The sequence below is a fragment of the Rhodanobacter sp. UC4437_H4 genome (assembly GCF_052978425.1).
Genome location: NZ_CM129673.1, coordinates 2,575,774 through 2,593,334 on the forward strand (window position 1 = coordinate 2,575,774; position 17,561 = coordinate 2,593,334).

Annotated in this window: 10 protein-coding genes, 2 tRNA genes and 3 rRNA genes; 10 read left to right on the plus strand and 5 right to left on the minus strand. The window is 64.1% G+C overall.

Annotated features, from left to right (window positions below; all coding sequences use genetic code 11):
• The first annotated feature begins 102 nt into the window (after positions 1–102).
• Positions 103–1,314 (plus strand): tyrosine--tRNA ligase, encoded by a 1,212-nt coding sequence (gene tyrS, locus ACVCL3_RS11730; RefSeq protein WP_395120648.1) that lies wholly within the window; start codon positions 103–105, stop codon positions 1,312–1,314.
• Between the two features lie 200 nt (positions 1,315–1,514).
• Here the strand turns inward: tyrS and ACVCL3_RS11735 are convergent, their stop codons facing one another.
• Complete coding sequence (locus tag ACVCL3_RS11735; RefSeq protein WP_395120256.1) at positions 1,515–1,709, minus strand: hypothetical protein; 195 nt, start codon at positions 1,707–1,709, stop codon at positions 1,515–1,517.
• Between the two features lie 8 nt (positions 1,710–1,717).
• Here ACVCL3_RS11735 and ACVCL3_RS11740 point away from each other — a divergent pair.
• The 6 genes from ACVCL3_RS11740 to ACVCL3_RS11765 all read left to right on the plus strand — a co-directional run bounded on the left by ACVCL3_RS11740 (position 1,718) and on the right by ACVCL3_RS11765 (position 8,058).
• Positions 1,718–3,262 (plus strand): 16S ribosomal RNA (locus tag ACVCL3_RS11740).
• 182 nt (positions 3,263–3,444) lie between these two features.
• Positions 3,445–3,521 (plus strand) — tRNA-Ile (locus tag ACVCL3_RS11745).
• 15 nt (positions 3,522–3,536) lie between these two features.
• Positions 3,537–3,612, plus strand: a tRNA-Ala gene (locus ACVCL3_RS11750).
• 207 nt (positions 3,613–3,819) lie between these two features.
• Positions 3,820–6,701 (plus strand): 23S ribosomal RNA (locus tag ACVCL3_RS11755).
• A gap of 302 nt (positions 6,702–7,003) precedes the next feature.
• Positions 7,004–7,117 (plus strand): 5S ribosomal RNA (rrf, locus tag ACVCL3_RS11760).
• The 16S, 23S and 5S rRNA genes sit together here with 2 tRNA genes alongside, the layout of an rRNA operon.
• Before the next feature lie 257 nt (positions 7,118–7,374).
• Complete coding sequence (locus ACVCL3_RS11765; RefSeq protein ID WP_447101382.1) at positions 7,375–8,058, plus strand: rhomboid family intramembrane serine protease; 684 nt, start codon at positions 7,375–7,377, stop codon at positions 8,056–8,058.
• 7 nt (positions 8,059–8,065) lie between these two features.
• Here the strand turns inward: ACVCL3_RS11765 and ACVCL3_RS11770 are convergent, their stop codons facing one another.
• Both ACVCL3_RS11770 and ACVCL3_RS11775 read right to left on the minus strand, forming a co-directional pair.
• Complete coding sequence (locus ACVCL3_RS11770; protein ID WP_395120646.1) at positions 8,066–8,788, minus strand: glutamine amidotransferase; 723 nt, start codon at positions 8,786–8,788, stop codon at positions 8,066–8,068.
• A 27-nt stretch (positions 8,789–8,815) separates the two neighbouring features.
• The gene (locus tag ACVCL3_RS11775) at positions 8,816–10,636 is read right to left on the minus strand and encodes a GspE/PulE family protein (RefSeq protein WP_395120645.1); all 1,821 of its coding nucleotides are present in this window, start codon (positions 10,634–10,636) and stop codon (positions 8,816–8,818) included.
• Between the two features lie 99 nt (positions 10,637–10,735).
• Between ACVCL3_RS11775 and glyQ the strand changes: the two genes are divergently transcribed.
• Both glyQ and glyS read left to right on the plus strand, forming a co-directional pair.
• A complete protein-coding gene (glyQ, locus tag ACVCL3_RS11780; RefSeq protein WP_447097776.1) occupies positions 10,736–11,653 on the plus strand; it encodes a glycine--tRNA ligase subunit alpha in 918 nt (305 codons plus the stop codon).
• Positions 11,650–13,797: a glycine--tRNA ligase subunit beta gene (gene glyS, locus ACVCL3_RS11785; RefSeq protein WP_447101383.1), complete on the plus strand. Its 2,148-nt coding sequence runs from the start codon at positions 11,650–11,652 to the stop codon at positions 13,795–13,797. The genes glyQ and glyS overlap by 4 nt, the downstream gene beginning before the upstream one ends.
• Positions 13,798–13,849: 52 nt before the next feature.
• On the opposite strand, the gene ACVCL3_RS11790 is transcribed toward glyS, so the two are convergent.
• Positions 13,850–14,425 (minus strand): helix-turn-helix domain-containing protein, encoded by a 576-nt coding sequence (locus tag ACVCL3_RS11790; protein ID WP_395120642.1) that lies wholly within the window; start codon positions 14,423–14,425, stop codon positions 13,850–13,852.
• 283 nt (positions 14,426–14,708) lie between these two features.
• Between ACVCL3_RS11790 and ACVCL3_RS11795 the strand changes: the two genes are divergently transcribed.
• Positions 14,709–16,583: an MFS transporter gene (locus ACVCL3_RS11795; protein ID WP_447101384.1), complete on the plus strand. Its 1,875-nt coding sequence runs from the start codon at positions 14,709–14,711 to the stop codon at positions 16,581–16,583.
• Between the two features lie 76 nt (positions 16,584–16,659).
• On the opposite strand, the gene ampE is transcribed toward ACVCL3_RS11795, so the two are convergent.
• Positions 16,660–17,529, minus strand: a complete 870-nt coding sequence (gene ampE / locus ACVCL3_RS11800) for a regulatory signaling modulator protein AmpE (protein WP_447101385.1) — start codon at positions 17,527–17,529, stop codon at positions 16,660–16,662.
• Positions 17,530–17,561: the final 32 nt, after the last annotated feature.

Here is a 17,561-nt window from a genome sequence, read left to right on the forward strand (position 1 = left end):
GATTAACGCACAATTAACTTTCGCCGCACGCAGCGAATGGCTAACGCCTCTCCGTTTCGCGCCGCCCGGTTCATTTTCCATGCCCCATCCAGCGAGAAATCCATGAGCGAGCACGAGCACGCCCTGTCCACGATTGCGCGTGGCGCCGACGAAATCATCAAGCGCGAGGAGCTGGTCGAGCGCCTGAAATCGGGGCGTCCACTGCGGGTCAAGGCCGGCTTCGATCCGACCGCGCCGGACCTGCACCTGGGTCACACGGTGCTGCTTAACAAGATGCGCCAGTTCCAGGATCTGGGTCACCAGGTCATCTTCCTGATCGGCGACTTCACCGGCATGATCGGCGACCCGACCGGCAAGAACGTCACCCGCAAGCCGCTCACGCGCGAGGATGTGCTGGCCAATGCCGAGACCTACGCCGAGCAGGTCTACAAGGTGCTGGACCGCGAGAAGACCGAGCTGCGCTTCAACTCCGAATGGTTCGACAAGATGTCGGCCGCCGACATGATCCGGCTGGCCGCGCAGCACACCGTGGCGCGCATGCTCGAGCGCGACGATTTCACCAAGCGCTATGCCGCGCAGCAGCCGATCGCCATCCACGAGTTCATGTACCCGCTGACCCAGGGTTACGACTCGGTGGCCTTGAAGGCGGATATCGAGCTCGGCGGCACCGACCAGAAGTTCAACCTGCTGATGGGCCGCAGCCTGCAGGAACACTATGGCCAGCCGCCGCAGATCGTGCTCACCATGCCGCTGCTGGAGGGGCTGGACGGCGTCAACAAGATGTCCAAGTCGCTTGGCAACTACATCGGCATCAACGAACCGGCCATCGACATCGTCACCAAGACGATGAAGATCGGCGACGAGTTGATGTGGCGCTGGTTCGAGCTGCTCAGCTTCGAGGTGTCGCTGGACGAGCTGGCGCGCATGAAGCGCGATGTCGAGGGTGGCCAGCTCAACCCGCGTGACGCCAAGTTGCGTTTGGCGCGCGAGCTGGCTGCACGTTTCCACGCCCCTGCCGCCGCCGAACAGGCGATCGCCGGCTGGCATGCCGTCGTGCGCGGCGAAGGCGACACCGCGCTGCTGCCGCAAACCGACATCGCCGTGCCGGCCGAGGGCTTGCGCCTGGCCGCGCTGCTCACCGCCGCCGGCCTGACCACCAGCAACTCCGAGGCAACCCGGAAGCTGAAGGAGCGTGCCGTTCGCATCGACGCGGCCGTCGCGGAAGACGCACAGCGCGTTTTCCATGCCGGCTTCGAGGGCGTCCTGCAGGTCGGCAAGCGCAATTTCGCGCGGGTGCGGCTGGTCGTCGCCTGAACCGACAGCCGCATTCTCGCGGCGCGAATTCGCGGCCGACGCAGAAAACACTTGCCAAAAAAAGCGCAGGCCGTATGATTCGCGGCCCACGTCGGCCCAACGCCATGGGGCGCGACATGCGACACCTCGACGAACTTCCCTGAAGGTGTTGACGGTCTCGGAAAGCGATGTAGAATGGGCGGCTCACCCGGGACGAAAGGTCACGGGGCGATCACCGAAAGGCGGTCGGGCAGCGAAGATCTTTGACAGTGTGCGCAGGTGAATTGTGTGGACGTCTTGCGTTGATGGGTTGTGACCTGTCCAAGCAATGCAAGCGTCCCACCAAGTAAAAAGTCAGTAATGAGTTTTGATTGGTTGGGAACATACGCTTCGGAAAGATAGATGGCTTCGGTCATCGAAAACTTAAGTGAAGAGTTTGATCCTGGCTCAGATTGAACGCTGGCGGCATGCCTAACACATGCAAGTCGAACGGCAGCACAGAGGAGCTTGCTCCTTGGGTGGCGAGTGGCGGACGGGTGAGTAATGCATCGGGACCTACCCAGACGTGGGGGATAACCTCGGGAAACCGGGACTAATACCGCATACGTCCTACGGGAGAAAGCGGGGGACCTTCGGGCCTCGCGCGGTTGGACGGACCGATGTGCGATTAGCTAGTTGGTAGGGTAAAGGCCTACCAAGGCGACGATCGCTAGCTGGTCTGAGAGGATGATCAGCCACACTGGGACTGAGACACGGCCCAGACTCCTACGGGAGGCAGCAGTGGGGAATATTGGACAATGGGCGCAAGCCTGATCCAGCAATGCCGCGTGTGTGAAGAAGGCCCTCGGGTTGTAAAGCACTTTTATCAGGAACGAAATACCACGGGTTAATACCCTATGGGGCTGACGGTACCTGAGGAATAAGCACCGGCTAACTTCGTGCCAGCAGCCGCGGTAATACGAAGGGTGCAAGCGTTAATCGGAATTACTGGGCGTAAAGGGTGCGTAGGCGGTTCGTTAAGTCTGTTGTGAAATCCCCGGGCTCAACCTGGGAATGGCAATGGATACTGGCGAGCTAGAGTGTGTCAGAGGATGGTGGAATTCCCGGTGTAGCGGTGAAATGCGTAGAGATCGGGAGGAACATCAGTGGCGAAGGCGGCCATCTGGGACAACACTGACGCTGAAGCACGAAAGCGTGGGGAGCAAACAGGATTAGATACCCTGGTAGTCCACGCCCTAAACGATGCGAACTGGATGTTGGTCTCAACTCGGAGATCAGTGTCGAAGCTAACGCGTTAAGTTCGCCGCCTGGGGAGTACGGTCGCAAGACTGAAACTCAAAGGAATTGACGGGGGCCCGCACAAGCGGTGGAGTATGTGGTTTAATTCGATGCAACGCGAAGAACCTTACCTGGCCTTGACATGTCCGGAATCCTGCAGAGATGCGGGAGTGCCTTCGGGAATCGGAACACAGGTGCTGCATGGCTGTCGTCAGCTCGTGTCGTGAGATGTTGGGTTAAGTCCCGCAACGAGCGCAACCCTTGTCCTTAGTTGCCAGCGAGTAATGTCGGGAACTCTAAGGAGACTGCCGGTGACAAACCGGAGGAAGGTGGGGATGACGTCAAGTCCTCATGGCCCTTACGGCCAGGGCTACACACGTACTACAATGGTCGGTACAGAGGGTTGCGAAACCGCGAGGTGGAGCCAATCCCAGAAAGCCGATCCCAGTCCGGATCGGAGTCTGCAACTCGACTCCGTGAAGTCGGAATCGCTAGTAATCGCGGATCAGCTATGCCGCGGTGAATACGTTCCCGGGCCTTGTACACACCGCCCGTCACACCATGGGAGTGGGTTGCTCCAGAAGGCGTTAGTCTAACCGCAAGGAGGACGACGCCCACGGAGTGGTTCATGACTGGGGTGAAGTCGTAACAAGGTAGCCGTATCGGAAGGTGCGGCTGGATCACCTCCTTTCAAGAAATGGCAGTCGCAACGTAAAGTTGCAAGACGTCCACACAAGACACCTGTACTTCACGCGACATCCTGTCGCGAAGAGCGAAGATCAAGACCGGCCATCCGTGGCCGGACTCTTCATCAACAGCCGCTCCGGACGAGAGTTCGACAGAGGCTGGTGTAGGTTCTGGGGCTCGATCTCTGGGTCTGTAGCTCAGGTGGTTAGAGCGCACCCCTGATAAGGGTGAGGCCGGTGGTTCGAGTCCACCCAGACCCACCATTCCAAGGGTTCCTTGGGGCCTTAGCTCAGCTGGGAGAGCACCTGCTTTGCAAGCAGGGGGTCATCGGTTCGATCCCGATAGGCTCCACCAAGGACTCGGACGCGTGAAGTATCAGCACACCAAAGATTTTTGAAATCGTCCGGCATTGAGGCCGGTACGATGTTCTTTGAAAACACGTAAACGAGTGACAAGCGTCTTGGTTCGAAACCGAACCGAGGCAAGTGTTAAGGCACGAAAACGAAGTAACTTGGCTGCCCCTGAGGAGGGGGCGTGCCCCGAGGCGACTTGGGGTTATATGGTCAAGCGACTAAGCGTATACGGTGGATGCCTTGGCAGTCAGAGGCGATGAAGGACGTGGCAGCCTGCGAAAAGTGTCGGGGAGCTGGCAACAAGCTTTGATCCGGCAATGTCCGAATGGGGAAACCCACCGCGCAAGCGGTATTGCATGATGAATACATAGTCATGCAAGGCGAACCCGGGGAACTGAAATATCTAAGTACCCGGAGGAAAAGAAATCAACCGAGATTCCGTCAGTAGCGACGAGCGAACGCGGACTAGCCCAAAAGTATCTTGTGTTCTAGTCAAACGGCATGGAAAGGCCGGCCATAGATGGTGATAGCCCAGTCGACGAAAGGGCACTTGATATGAAAATGAGTAAGGCGGGGCACGTGAAACCTTGTCTGAACATGGGGGGACCATCCTCCAAGGCTAAATACTCCTGACTGACCGATAGCGAACTAGTACCGTGAGGGAAAGGCGAAAAGAACCCCGGAGAGGGGAGTGAAATAGACCCTGAAACCGTATACGTACAAGCAGTGGAAGCCCGCAAGGGTGACTGCGTACCTTTTGTATAATGGGTCAGCGACTTACTGTCTGTGGCAAGCTTAACCGTATAGGGGAGGCGAAGAGAAATCGAGTCTGAATAGGGCGCATAGTCTCAGGCAGTAGACCCGAAACCGAGTGATCTATCCTTGGCCAGGTTGAAGGTGCGGTAACACGCACTGGAGGACCGAACCCACATCTGTTGCAATAGATGGGGATGAGCTGAGGATAGGAGTGAAAGGCTAAACAAACTCGGAGATAGCTGGTTCTCCTCGAAAGCTATTTAGGTAGCGCCTCGGACGAATCTTCCTGGGGGTAGAGCACTGTTATGGCTAGCGGGTCATCGCGACTTAGCAAACCATGGCAAACTCCGAATACCAGGACAGACTATCCGGGAGACACACGGCGGGTGCTAACGTCCGTCGTGAAAAGGGAAACAACCCAGACCCGCAGCTAAGGTCCCCAAGTCATGGCTAAGTGGAAAACGATGTGGAAAGGCATAGACAGCCAGGAGGTTGGCTTAGAAGCAGCCATCCTTTAAAGAAAGCGTAATAGCTCACTGGTCGAGTCGGTCTGCGCGGAAGATTTAACGGGGCTAAGCCATGCACCGAAGCTCGGGGTGTGCACACTTGTGTGTACGCGGTAGAGGAGCGTTCCGTAAGCCTGTGAAGGTGTGTTGTAAAGCATGCTGGAGGTATCGGAAGTGCGAATGCTGACATGAGTAACGATAATGGGGGTGAAAAGCCCCCACGCCGAAAGCCCAAGGTTTCCTCGCGCAACGTTCATCGGCGCAGGGTGAGTCGGCCCCTAAGGCGAGGCAGAAATGCGTAGTCGATGGGAAGCAGGTTAATATTCCTGCACTTTTCTATAGTGCGATGTGGGGACGGAGAAGGTTAGGTCTACCGGGCGTTGGTTGTCCCGGGGAAAGGCGGTAGGCATGGGTCTTAGGCAAATCCGGGACCCTTTATGCCGAGCACCGAGACGAGCCCTATTGGGCAAAGCGACTGATACCACGCTTCCAGGAAAAGCCACTAAGCTTCAGCTATAGAAGAACCGTACCGTAAACCGACACTGGTAGGCAGGGTGAGAATCCCAAGGCGCTTGAGAGAACTCGGGTGAAGGAACTAGGCAAAATGGCACCGTAACTTCGGGAGAAGGTGCGCCCTTCGATGTGGTCACGTGCGTGACTGAGCATTGAAGGGTCGCAGTAACCTGGCCGCTGCGACTGTTTATCAAAAACACAGCACTCTGCAAACACGAAAGTGGACGTATAGGGTGTGACGCCTGCCCGGTGCTGGAAGGTTAATTGATGGGGTCAGCCGCAAGGCGAAGCTCTTGATCGAAGCCCCAGTAAACGGCGGCCGTAACTATAACGGTCCTAAGGTAGCGAAATTCCTTGTCGGGTAAGTTCCGACCTGCACGAATGGCGTAACGACAGCGGCGCTGTCTCCACCCGAGACTCAGTGAAATTGAATTCGCTGTGAAGATGCAGCGTTCCCGCGGCAAGACGGAAAGACCCCGTGAACCTTTACTATAGCTTTACACTGAACGTTGAGTTCTTCTGTGTAGGATAGGTGGGAGGCTTTGAAACCAGGACGCCAGTTCTGGTGGAGCCATCCTTGAAATACCACCCTGAAGTGCTTGACGTTCTAACCTCGATCCGTAATCCGGATCAGGGACCGTGTATGGTGGGTAGTTTGACTGGGGCGGTCTCCTCCCAAAGAGTAACGGAGGAGCACGAAGGTACGCTCAGCGCGGTCGGACATCGCGCACTGTGTGCAAAGGCATAAGCGTGCTTGACTGCGAGATCGACGGATCAAGCAGGTACGAAAGTAGGTCTTAGTGATCCGGTGGTTCTGTATGGAAGGGCCATCGCTCAACGGATAAAAGGTACTCCGGGGATAACAGGCTGATACCGCCCAAGAGTTCATATCGACGGCGGTGTTTGGCACCTCGATGTCGGCTCATCACATCCTGGGGCTGTAGCCGGTCCCAAGGGTATGGCTGTTCGCCATTTAAAGTGGTACGCGAGCTGGGTTCAGAACGTCGTGAGACAGTTCGGTCCCTATCTGTCGTGGGCGTTGGAGATTTGAGGGGGGCTGCTCCTAGTACGAGAGGACCGGAGTGGACGTTCCGCTGGTGTTCGGGTTGTCATGCCAATGGCATTGCCCGGTAGCTATGAACGGAAGTGATAACCGCTGAAAGCATCTAAGCGGGAAGCACGCCCCAAGATGAGATCTCCCGAGAGCTTGACTCTCCTGAAGGCACCATCAAGACCAGGTGGTTGATAGGCAGGATGTGGAAGCGCAGCAATGCGTTGAGCTTACCTGTACTAATGAGCCGTGCGGCTTGACCATATAACCCCAAGTGGCTTTGTTTGACGCAGGTCCCTCTGCGGAGCCACCGGCCATCCCTGGCCGGACTCTTCAAAGGAGCCGCCTCGAGCACTGTCTCGAAACGGTTGAATTTCACCTCGACGCTTGTCACTCGTTTACGATTTATCTCACGTGAGATCCCTCTCACGGAAAGAAGAGTCAACACCCCGCCATCCATGGCGGACTCTTCAACACCTCGAGGGATCTTTCGCGGAAGAGCCGGCCGTCAGGGCCGCCTCTTCAGAAACGTGGAGCTGGCGCACGCGCGCTGCTCCCACCCCTTCCCTGGCGGCCATAGCGGCGTGGTCCCACCTGATCCCATCCCGAACTCAGAAGTGAAACGCGCATGCGCCGATGGTAGTGTGGCTTTGCCATGCAAGAGTAGGTCACCGCCAGGGGCTTTATCCCGAAACACCCTCACCGGCAACGGTGGGGGTTTTTCTTTTCTGCCGCCGCCACCGCCGCCCGCAACCTGCAACAGGTCACCGCCAGGGAGCTTGTCCCCCGCGGGCCTTCCTTTCCGGGGTGGCCTGCGCTCGGGTGACCTTGCGACAGCCACCGGCCAAGAGCCGCATTGCGTCAAGGTCATGCGGCAGCGATCGCCTATGATGGCCAGGTCACGCGCCAGCGCGCGGGCGAGGCGGAGGGATGGCTTTTGTTTGTCCATGTGGAAACGCGCCGCCGGCCGCGCTGGCATTGGACGACCGTGCTGCTGGTCAGTCTGTGCGTGGTCTGTTTCGTCGGATTGGCAATGATCCCGGCGCCGCAGCGCATCGCGCTGCTGCTGCAGTGGGGTACGGTGCCGGCGAACATCTTCGATGCGCACGAGCCATTGCTGCCGCAGCTGACCGATCCGGCGCTGCTGCGGCTGTTCACGGCGCTCTTCATCCACGTCACCTGGCTGCATCTGCTGGGCAACCTGCTGTTCCTGGTGATCTTCGGCTTGCCCGGTGAGCGTGCGCTGGGATCGTTGCGCTTCCTGGTGCTGTTCGTCATCGGCGGCGTGGTGGCCAACCTGATCGGGGCGCTGTCGCTGGCCGGCGTGCGCCTGCCGATCATCGGCTGCAGCGGTGCAGTATCGGCGGTGGTGGGCGCCTACGTGGCGCTGTTTCCGCGGGCACGCCTGGGCCTGGTGTTGCCGCTCGGCCTGTATTTGCAGTTCGTGCGCGTGCCGGCCTTCCTGCTGATCGGCATGTGGGTGCTGCTGCAATTGCTGTTCAGCTATGCCGGGCCCAGCTATGGTGCCTACGTGTGGTGGGCGCACATCGGCGGTTTCGTGTTCGGCGTGGGGTTTGCGCTGTTCTCGCGCGAGGCGATCGCCAGGCGCTTGCGCGGCTGATGGCGGCTCAGTCGCCGGCCCAACCGTGCAGATGGGCGAAGCGGCGCAACAATCGGCGCGCGATCGGGGTGGCGGCCACGTCACTGAAGATGCGCGCGGCGTCGGCACCTTCGCGATGCAGGTCGTGGCGCTTGCGCCGGATGTAGGCGCGCATCACCTCGGCGTTGAACTCGGGATGAAACTGGACGCTGATCGCATTCGGCCCGTAGCGCAGCCACTGGTGCGGGTCGCGTGCCGAGCTGGCCAGGATCTGCGCCCCCGCGGGCGGCTCCAGCACGCTCTGCTCGTGCGTGGTGTGCGCGCGAAAACTGGCGGGGAGGCCAGCGCCCAGCGGGTCGTGCGCCTGCCCTGCGCTGACCCCGATCGACTGGGTGCCGATCTCACGCCCGCCGGGCAGGTAATCGACCCGTCCACCCAACGCGTGCGTCATCAGCTGGTGGCCGTAGCAGACGCCGAACAAGGGCACCTCGGCGTCCATCGCGTCGCGGATCCAGCCGGCGGTCGCTTCGCTCCAGGGTAGTTTCTCGGTGACCATCGCGGCCGAGCCGGTGACGATGGCGCCGGCCACCTCGCCCGCCGCCGGCAGCGTTTCGCCGGCCGCCACGTCGACGATGCGCAGGCGCTCCGGGCGCAGTCCGGCGGCGAGGCGGAACCAGTGCGGAAAATCGCCGTGGCGCGCACGGATGCTGTCCGGCGCCCGGCCGGTACGGATGATCAGGACGGGTTTCATGCGGTGTCTCGGGGGAGGTTTGACGCGCTAGTGCGGATCATCGGCCAAGGCGTCGATCGGTGGCAACACGGTCAGCACTTCCTGCACCGTGGTCAGTCCGGCGGCGACCTGGTCGGCGGCGGAGATGCGCAGCGGGCGCATGCCCTCGTCCAACGCAGCCTGGCCGAAGCCGCTGAGGTCGAGTTCGGCCGAGATCATGCCGCGCAGATGCGGCGAGAGCTTCATCATCTCGTAGATGCCGGTGCGGCCCATGAAGCCGGTGTTGCGGCATTCCAGGCAGCCGACCGCCCGGTACACCTGCGCCGGCACCGGCATCGCCCAGCCGCGGGTCAGCACGTTCCACGCCAGCGGGTCCTGGGTGGTGGCCTGCTTGCAATGCGGGCACAGCGTGCGCACCAGGCGTTGCGCCACCACGCCGGTGAGGGTGGACTGGATCAGGTAGTGCGGCACGCCGAGATCGAGCAGGCGGGTGACCGCGCTGGGCGCGTCGTTGGTGTGCAGCGTGGACAGCACCAGGTGTCCGGTGAGCGAGGCCTGCACCGCCATCTGCGCGGTTTCCAGGTCGCGGATCTCGCCGACCATGATGATGTCCGGGTCCTGCCGCAGCAGCGTGCGCACACCGGCGGCGAAATCGAGGTCGATCGCCGCGTGCACCTGCATCTGGTTGAACTCCGGCGAGACCATCTCGATCGGATCCTCCACGGTGCACACGTTGAGTTCTGGCGTGGCCAGGTGCTTGAGTGTGGAATACAGCGTGGTGGTCTTGCCCGAGCCGGTGGGGCCGGTGACCAGCACGATGCCGTGCGGGCGCTCGACCATGTTGCGCCAGTTCTCCGCCTCGCTCGGCGAGAAACCCAGCTGGGCGAAATCCTTCACCACCAGATCCGGATCGAAGATGCGCATCACCACCTTCTCGCCGAAGGCGGTGGGCATGTTCGAGATGCGCAACTCCACCTCGCGCCCGGAGGCAGAGCGCGTCTTGATGCGGCCGTCCTGCGGCCGGCGCTTCTCGGCCACGTCCATGCGGGCGAGGATCTTGATGCGTGCGGTCACTGCGGTCATCACCGGCGCCGGCAACTCGAACACTTTCTGCATGACGCCGTCGATGCGGAAGCGGATGTAGCCGGTCTCGCGTCGTGGTTCCAGATGGATGTCCGAGGCGCGCTGCTCGAAGGCGTACTGCAGCAGCCAGTCGACGATGTGCACCACATGGCGATCGTCGGCGCCGACCTCGCCGCTCTTGCCCAGCTCCACCAACTGCTCGAAGTTGAGGATCGCCGAGGAGCTGTCGCTGCCGGTCTTGGCGTCCTGCGCCAGCTGGATCGAGCGCTGGACGCCGTAGAACTCCTGCTGGTAGCGGTTGATGTCGATCGGGCTGGCCACGACGCGCTTGATGTCCCGCCGCAGCATGTGGGCCAGGTCGGGCGCCCAGGCGTCGTCGAACGGTTCGCTGGTGGCGAACGTCACCTCGCCCACGGTCGCCGCGATCGGCAGGATGCGGTGCCGTTTCGCGTAGGCCAGGCTCACCACCTGGGTGACCGTGGCTGCGTTGATCTTCATCGGATCGATCTTGAGGTACGGCAAGCCGGCATGGCCGGCCAGCCACTCGGCCAGCGTCTCCAGGCTCAACGGCCGACCGGGCTCGCGCTGGTTGATCAACTTGGCGTTGGCGATCACCACCAGCGGGTGCAGCTCCACCGTGCTGCGGCCGGCGCGCGCGCCCATGCGCACGTTCTTCGCATCCTCGGCGAGCGCGTAACCGTCGACCACCAGCGCGGCCAGCACCTCGTCCAGTTCGAGTCGGCCACGACGGCCGAGCAGCGAGGCAATTTGTGGCGATGCAGCCATCCGGCAAGTGTCCTGTGCGAGGCTCCGCCAGCCGGAAATTCCAGCCGCAAAGCGAGCTGCGGCTATACTAACGCGCTTTAACCCAGGTCACGGAAAGCCATGTCCGCGCGCACCTTCCAGGATGTGATCCAGACCCTCAACCGCTACTGGGCGGCGCAGGGTTGCGTACTGCTGCAGCCGCTGGACACCGAAGTGGGCGCCGGTACGTTCCATCCGGCCACCTTCCTGCGTGCGCTCGGCCCGGAGCCCTGGTCGGCCGCTTATGTGCAGCCGTCGCGTCGCCCCACCGACGGCCGCTACGGCGAAAACCCGAACCGCCTGCAGCACTACTACCAGTACCAGGTAGTGATGAAACCGAACCCGGAGAACATCCTGGAGTTGTACATCGGCTCGCTGAAGGAGCTCGGCCTCGACCCGCTGGTGCACGATCTGCGCTTCGTCGAGGACAACTGGGAATCACCCACGCTGGGTGCCTGGGGACTGGGTTGGGAGGTGTGGTTGAACGGCATGGAGGTCACCCAGTTCACCTACTTCCAGCAGGCCGGCGGCATCGAGTGCCGGCCGGTCACCGGCGAGATCACGTATGGCCTGGAGCGCCTGGCCATGTACCTGCAAAACGTGGATAGCGTTTTTGACCTGGTCTGGACTGACGGCCCGCGCGGCACCGTCACCTACGGCGATGTGTTCCACCAGAACGAAGTCGAGCAGAGCACCTACAACTTCGAGCACGCCAACGTGGCCGAACTGCTGCGCTGGTTCGACGTCTGCGAGGGCGAGGCGAACAAGCTGGTGGCGGCCAACCTGCCGCTGCCCGCCTACGAGCAGGTGATGAAGGCCAGCCACACCTTCAACCTGCTCGATGCGCGCCGCGCGATCAGCGTCACCGAGCGCCAGCGCTACATCCTGCGCGTGCGCGCGTTGTCGCGTGCCGTCGCCGAGGCCTACGTGGCGCAACGCGAGAAGCTGGGCTTTCCCGGCCTCAAGCACGCTGGTGCCCACCAGGAGCAGGCCGCATGAACGCCGGCAAGTCGCTGTTGATCGAACTGGGCACCGAGGAACTGCCGCCGCGCGCACTGGACGAGCTGTCCGCCGCATTCCTGCACGGCATCGTGGGCGGGCTGGCCGCGCGCGGCGTCAGCGCCGGGCTGGACCAGGCGGTGGCCTACGCCTCGCCGCGCCGGCTGGCGGCCTTCATCCCCGCGGTGGCGGCGGCGCAGCCGGCGCAATCCATCGAACGCCGCGGCCCCGCGGTGGCCGCCGCGCTCGACGCCGAAGGGCGGCCGTCGAAGGCCCTGCTCGGTTTCGCGCACTCATGCGGCGTCGACGTCGGCCAGCTGGAGAAGCTCGAAACCGACAAGGGCGCGTGGTTTGTCTGGCGTGCGGTCAGGCCGGGCCAGTCGCTGGCGGCCCTGCTGCCGGAGATCATCGACGAGGCGCTCAAGGCGCTGCCGATCCCGCGCCCGATGCGCTGGGCCGACCACGACTACAGTTTCGTGCGCCCGGTGCACTGGCTGGTGATCCTGCACGGCGCCGACATCGTCGACGGCCAAGTGCTGGGCCTGGCCAGCGGGCGCAAGTCGCGCGGCCACCGTTTCATGCATCCGCAACCGGTGCACGTGGCCGACGCCGATGGCTGGCTCGACGCGATGCGCGCCGCAAAGGTGCTGGCCGATCCGCGCGAGCGGCGTCAGCGCATCCACCAGCAGATCGAGCTCGCCGCGCAAGGCACCGGCGGCACGCCGCAACTGGATGACGCGCTGCTGGACGAGCTGGCCAACCTCACCGAATGGCCGGTGGCGATCGCCTGCACCTTCGAGCGCCGCTTCCTGGAAGTGCCTGCCGAGGCACTGGTCACCACCATGGTGGCGAACCAGAAATTCGTGCCGGTGTTCGACGCCGAGGGCAAGCTGACCGAACACTTCATCGGCATCGCCAACATCGAGAGCAAGGACCCGGCCGAGATCCGCCGCGGCTACGAACGGGTGATCCGGCCGCGTTTCGCCGACGCCAAGTTCTTCTGGGACGAGGACCTCAAGACGCCGCTGGCCAGCTACCAGGAGCAGCTGAAAAACGTCACCTACCAGCAGGCGCTGGGCAGCCAGTGGGACAAGAGCGTGCGCGTGGCCGAACTGGCGCGGGTGGTGGCCAACCGGGTCGGCGTCGATGCGGCGCTGGCGACGCGCGCCGCCAGCCTGGCCAAGTGCGACCTGCTGACCCGCATGGTCGGCGAGTTTCCCGAGCTGCAGGGCGTGATGGGGCGCTATTACGCCGTCCATGACGGCGAACCGCCGGCGGTGGCCGAGGCGCTGGACAGCCACTACCAACCGCGCTTCGGTGGCGACCGCATCGCCGCGGACCCCCTGGGTCAGGTGCTGGCGGTGGCCGAGCGGCTCGATACCCTGGCCGGCATCTTCGCCATCGGCATGAAACCCGGTGGCAACAAGGACCCGTTCGCGCTGCGCCGCGCGGCGCTGGGCCTGGCGCGCACCCTGATCGAGGGCGGCCTGGAACTGGACCTGCGCGCGAGTTTCATCGAGGCGCTGGAGCAGTTGCCCGATGCCGCGCTGGCGGCCGGCCTCAAGCCCGGCAAGGACGGCAAGCCGCCGGCCCTGCAGGCGGGCGCGCGGCGTGCGATCCTGCTGGAGGAGCTGCTCGACTTCGTGCATGAGCGCCTGCGCGGCTACTACGCCGAACAGGGCTTCGAACACGGGGCCTTCGAAGCCGTGCTGGCGGTGCAGCCGGCCAGCCTGGCCGACTTCGACCGGCGCCTGCGCGCGGTGGTCGAGTTCGGCCGCCGGCCCGAGGCGGTGAGCCTGGCGGCAGCCAACAAGCGCGTCGCCAACATCCTGCGCAAGCAGGCCGAGGAGGCCGGTGCGCCGCCGATCGGGCGGACGGTCGACCCGGCCTGTTTCGAGGCGGAGGCGGAGCGCGACCTGGCCGATGCGCTGGCCGCCGCGCGGCAGGACAGCGCCGCGGCCGAGGCCGCCGGCGATTACGCTGCCGTGCTGGCCCGCCTGGCACAACTGCAGGTGCCGGTGGATGCGTTCTTCGACAACGTGCTGGTGAACGCCGAAGACCCCGCCGTGCGGGCCAACCGCCTGGCGCTGCTCAATCAGTTGAAGAGCCAGTTCAGCACCGTGGCTGACATCGCCCTGCTCTGACGCCGAACCGCGGAACGGGCGAACGCCCACCCCGCGGGAGTGCGCCCGGATCTCAGGCCGTGGTGGAGGCCAGGCGATCCTTGCGCAGGCGCTGGGCAAGGTGGCGGTTGAACGCCATCATCGCGCCGGCGTCCACGTTGACGCCGCCCGGGCCGAGGATCTCGTACAGCTCGGTGAGCAGGTCGGTGTTCTCGGCCAGGCCCAGCGGGCTGCCGGCCAGTTCCAGTTCGGATTGCAGCATCTGCATCGCCGTGTTCAGGCGCTGCGGGTCCAACCCCTGCATCTGCGCGGACAACGGCAGACGAGTGACCGTACCGGATTTGGCGTGGACGCGTTGGGTGCGCACGACCTGGCTGCTGTGCTGGTCGTCCTGCATGGTCGGGGTCGGGTCGATCTGGATGCCGCCCTCGCCGGCCACCAGCCATACCAGCGAGATGCCCAGCGTGCGCGCCAGGGTGACGCAGCGTGCGCGCGAGGGGTCGGTATTGCCGTCGCGCCAGCTGCGCACCACGCCTTCGGAAAAGCCGCACATGCGGGCGATCTCGGTGGCGCTGCCGACGCGCTGGATCAGCAGCCGGATGCGGTCGGCGAAGGTGCCGCCGGAAACCTGGGGAGAGGACTTGCTCATGGGAGTGGCCGTGTCGGTAGGGTAGGAGACTGCACCGGGGCGCAAGATTTCGGGGACGATCGCCGCGGCGGGAAAACCGGGTCGTCCACGCAGCATTTTGCGCCCGCCGCCGGTGCCGTGCCAAGCCGTCGACCCCGAACCTGCGCCGGCAACCAGGTTGCGACCGCGCGAATGGCGGGGAGTTTCATGCCATGCCGATCTTTCGTCCGGTGCGCCGCAGCTGCTACCGTCGCCCGGTCGCCGCCGGCCGTGGTGGCGCCGGGGACCCATCACAGGACAAGGCATGAGCCAATTCGGATTGCTCGGCAAGCGGCGTTTCGCGCCGTTCTTCTGGACCCAGGCGCTGGGCGCCTTCAACGACAATGCGTTCCGCAATGCGCTGGTGATGCTGGTGGCGTTCCAGATGGGGCTGGACGACCGCACCGTGGGGCTCTACACCAACCTGGCGCCGGCACTGTTCATCATCCCGTTCTTCCTGTTTTCCGCCACCGCCGGCCAGCTGGCGGAGAAGTACGAGAAGAGCCGCATCATCCGCTACGTGAAGCTGTTCGAGATCGCGGCGATGACGCTGGCCGCGTACGGCTTCTACACCCACCACACTTCGCTGCTGCTGGTGGTGCTGTTCATGATGGGCATGCACTCGACCATGTTCGGGCCGATCAAGTACGCGATCCTGCCGCAGGCACTGAAGAACGAGGAACTGGTCGGCGGCAACGGCCTGGTCGAGATGGGCACGCAGATGGCGATGCTGGTGGGCATGATCGCCGGCAACTCGCTGATGCTGGTGGCCGGCGTGGGGCCCATGCTGGCCTCCGGCGCGACCATCGCGGTGGCGGTGGCCGGCTATCTGGCCAGCCGGCGCATTCCGGCCGCGCCGGCGACCGCGCCCGACCTGAAGTTCAACTGGAACCCGTTCAGCGAGACCGCCCGCGTGCTGGGCATCACCCGCGCCGATCGCGCGGTGTTCAACGCGGTGCTGGGCATCTCGTGGTTCTGGTTCTTCGGCACCGTGCTGATCGCGCAGTTGCCGATCTACACGCGCGAGACGCTGGGCGGCGACGGCTCGGTCAACACGCTGGTGCTGACCCTGTTCTCGATCGGCACCGGCGTCGGCGCGCTGCTGTGCGAGAAGCTGTCCGGCAAGCGGGTGGAGATCGGCCTGGTGCCGCTGGGCGCGTTCGGCCTCACCGTGTTCGGCATCGACCTGTACCTGGCCCGGCACGGGCTTGCGGCCACGCGCGGACTGGACTGGCTGGCGTTCCTGCACGGCGCCGGCAGCTGGCGCATCGTGCTCGACCTCACCGCGATCGGCGTGTTCGCCGGCTTTTACGTGGTGCCGCTGTTTGCCTTCGTGCAGTCGCGCACGCCGCGCGAGCGGCTGTCGCGGGTAATCGCCGGCAACAACATCATCAATGCCTTGCTGATCGTGCTGGCCGCGGTGTTCGGGCTGGTGCTGGGCCGGCTGGGCATGGACGCGGCCACCATCTTCCTGCTGGCCGCCCTGTTCAACGTGCTGGTGGCGGTGTACATCTTCACCCTGGTGCCTGAGTTCCTGATGCGCTTCATCACCTGGGTGCTGGTGAACACGCTGTACCGGGTGCGCGTCGACGGCATGCAGCATCTGCCCGAGGAAGGTCCGGCGCTGCTGGTGTGCAACCACGTCAGCTTCATGGACCCGCTGCTGCTGATGGCCAACCTGCGGCGGCCGGCGCGCTTCGTGATGTATTACCGGATCTTCCACACCCCGCTGCTGCGTTTCGTGTTCCGCACGGCCAAGGCGATTCCGATTGCCGGGCAAAAGGAAGATCCGGTCGTGCTGCAGCAGGCATATGACGCGATCGACGCGGCGCTGGCCGACGGCGAGCTGGTATGCATCTTCCCCGAGGGCGGCCTGACCGGCGACGGCGAGATCGCGCCATTCCGGCCAGGGCTGGAGAAGATCCTGGCCCGGCGCCCGGTGCCGGTAGTGCCGCTGGCGCTGCGGGGGTTGTGGGGTAGCGTGTGGAGCCGGCGCGACACCCGGCTCGGCCGCCTGCGCCTGCCGCGGCGCTTCCGGGCGCGGGTGGAACTGGTCGTGGATACGCCGGTGCCGCCGCAGGCGGCCAGCGCCGCATCGCTGGAAGCCAGGGTTCGCGAATTGCGCGGGGAGCTTGCCTGAGCGCGGCGGGGCAAGCGGCGGGCAGTGCCCGCCCTGCCTTGGCGTAGCTGGTCCAAGCCGGCCCCGCCCGCCGGCTTCAGCTCACCCAGCTGCCGATCACCAGCAAGGCGATCACGCTGAGCCAGGCCAGCAAGGCGCGCAGCAAGGCGCCGCGCAGGCGTCGCAGCTCGTCCAGCGGATCGCTGTGCTCCTCGGCATAGCCGTCGCCGGCCTCGATGTCGATGCGCACGTCGGCTTGCGCCGCGGCGCCGAGAAAGCCGGGGCCGCGCTGATACCAGTTGGTCGGCGTGGCCTGGATGTGCCAGCGCCGCCACGCCTCGATCACCGCATCCCAGTGGCCAACCACGGCCAGGGTGAAGGTCAGCACCTGGGCCGGCAACCAGTCCAGCGCGTTGGCCAGGTAGCGGGCGGCATGCTGGCTGTCGCCGTCGAGCGCCAGCGAGTCGTCGCGCCCCAGCGTCTGCGCCAGTCGGTACAGCAGCGCCCCAACCGGGCCGAGCAGGAAAAACCACAGCAGCACCGCGAAGCGTCGGCGCAACGCCGCGTAGACGATCGCCTCGCCCAGCGCCGGGGCGTGCCAGCGCACCGGGCGCCCGTCGTCGGACAGCCGCTGCGCCGCCGCCTCGCGGCTGACGTTGTCGGGCGCGGCGAGGATCGCCTCCAGGTCGCGCTCGAACTCGCGTGGACCGAAGCAGTAGATCAGCACCACCACGGCGAACAGCAGCGGCAGCAATTCGCCCAGTACGGTGTGCTCGAACAGCCACACCAGCAGCGCGCACAGCAGCAGCGGCGGGGCCAGCGCCAGCACCACGCGGCCGGCGCCACTGGTGTCGGACAACTGCGCCACCCAGCGCCGGAACAGGCCGTCGCGGCGCCAGCTGGCCAGTTGCGGCGAGACATGCAGCAGGCCAAGGGCGATCAGGGCAACGAGCAGACGGATGGCCATGGTGACGCACTCCCGGACAATGGCCGCATTGT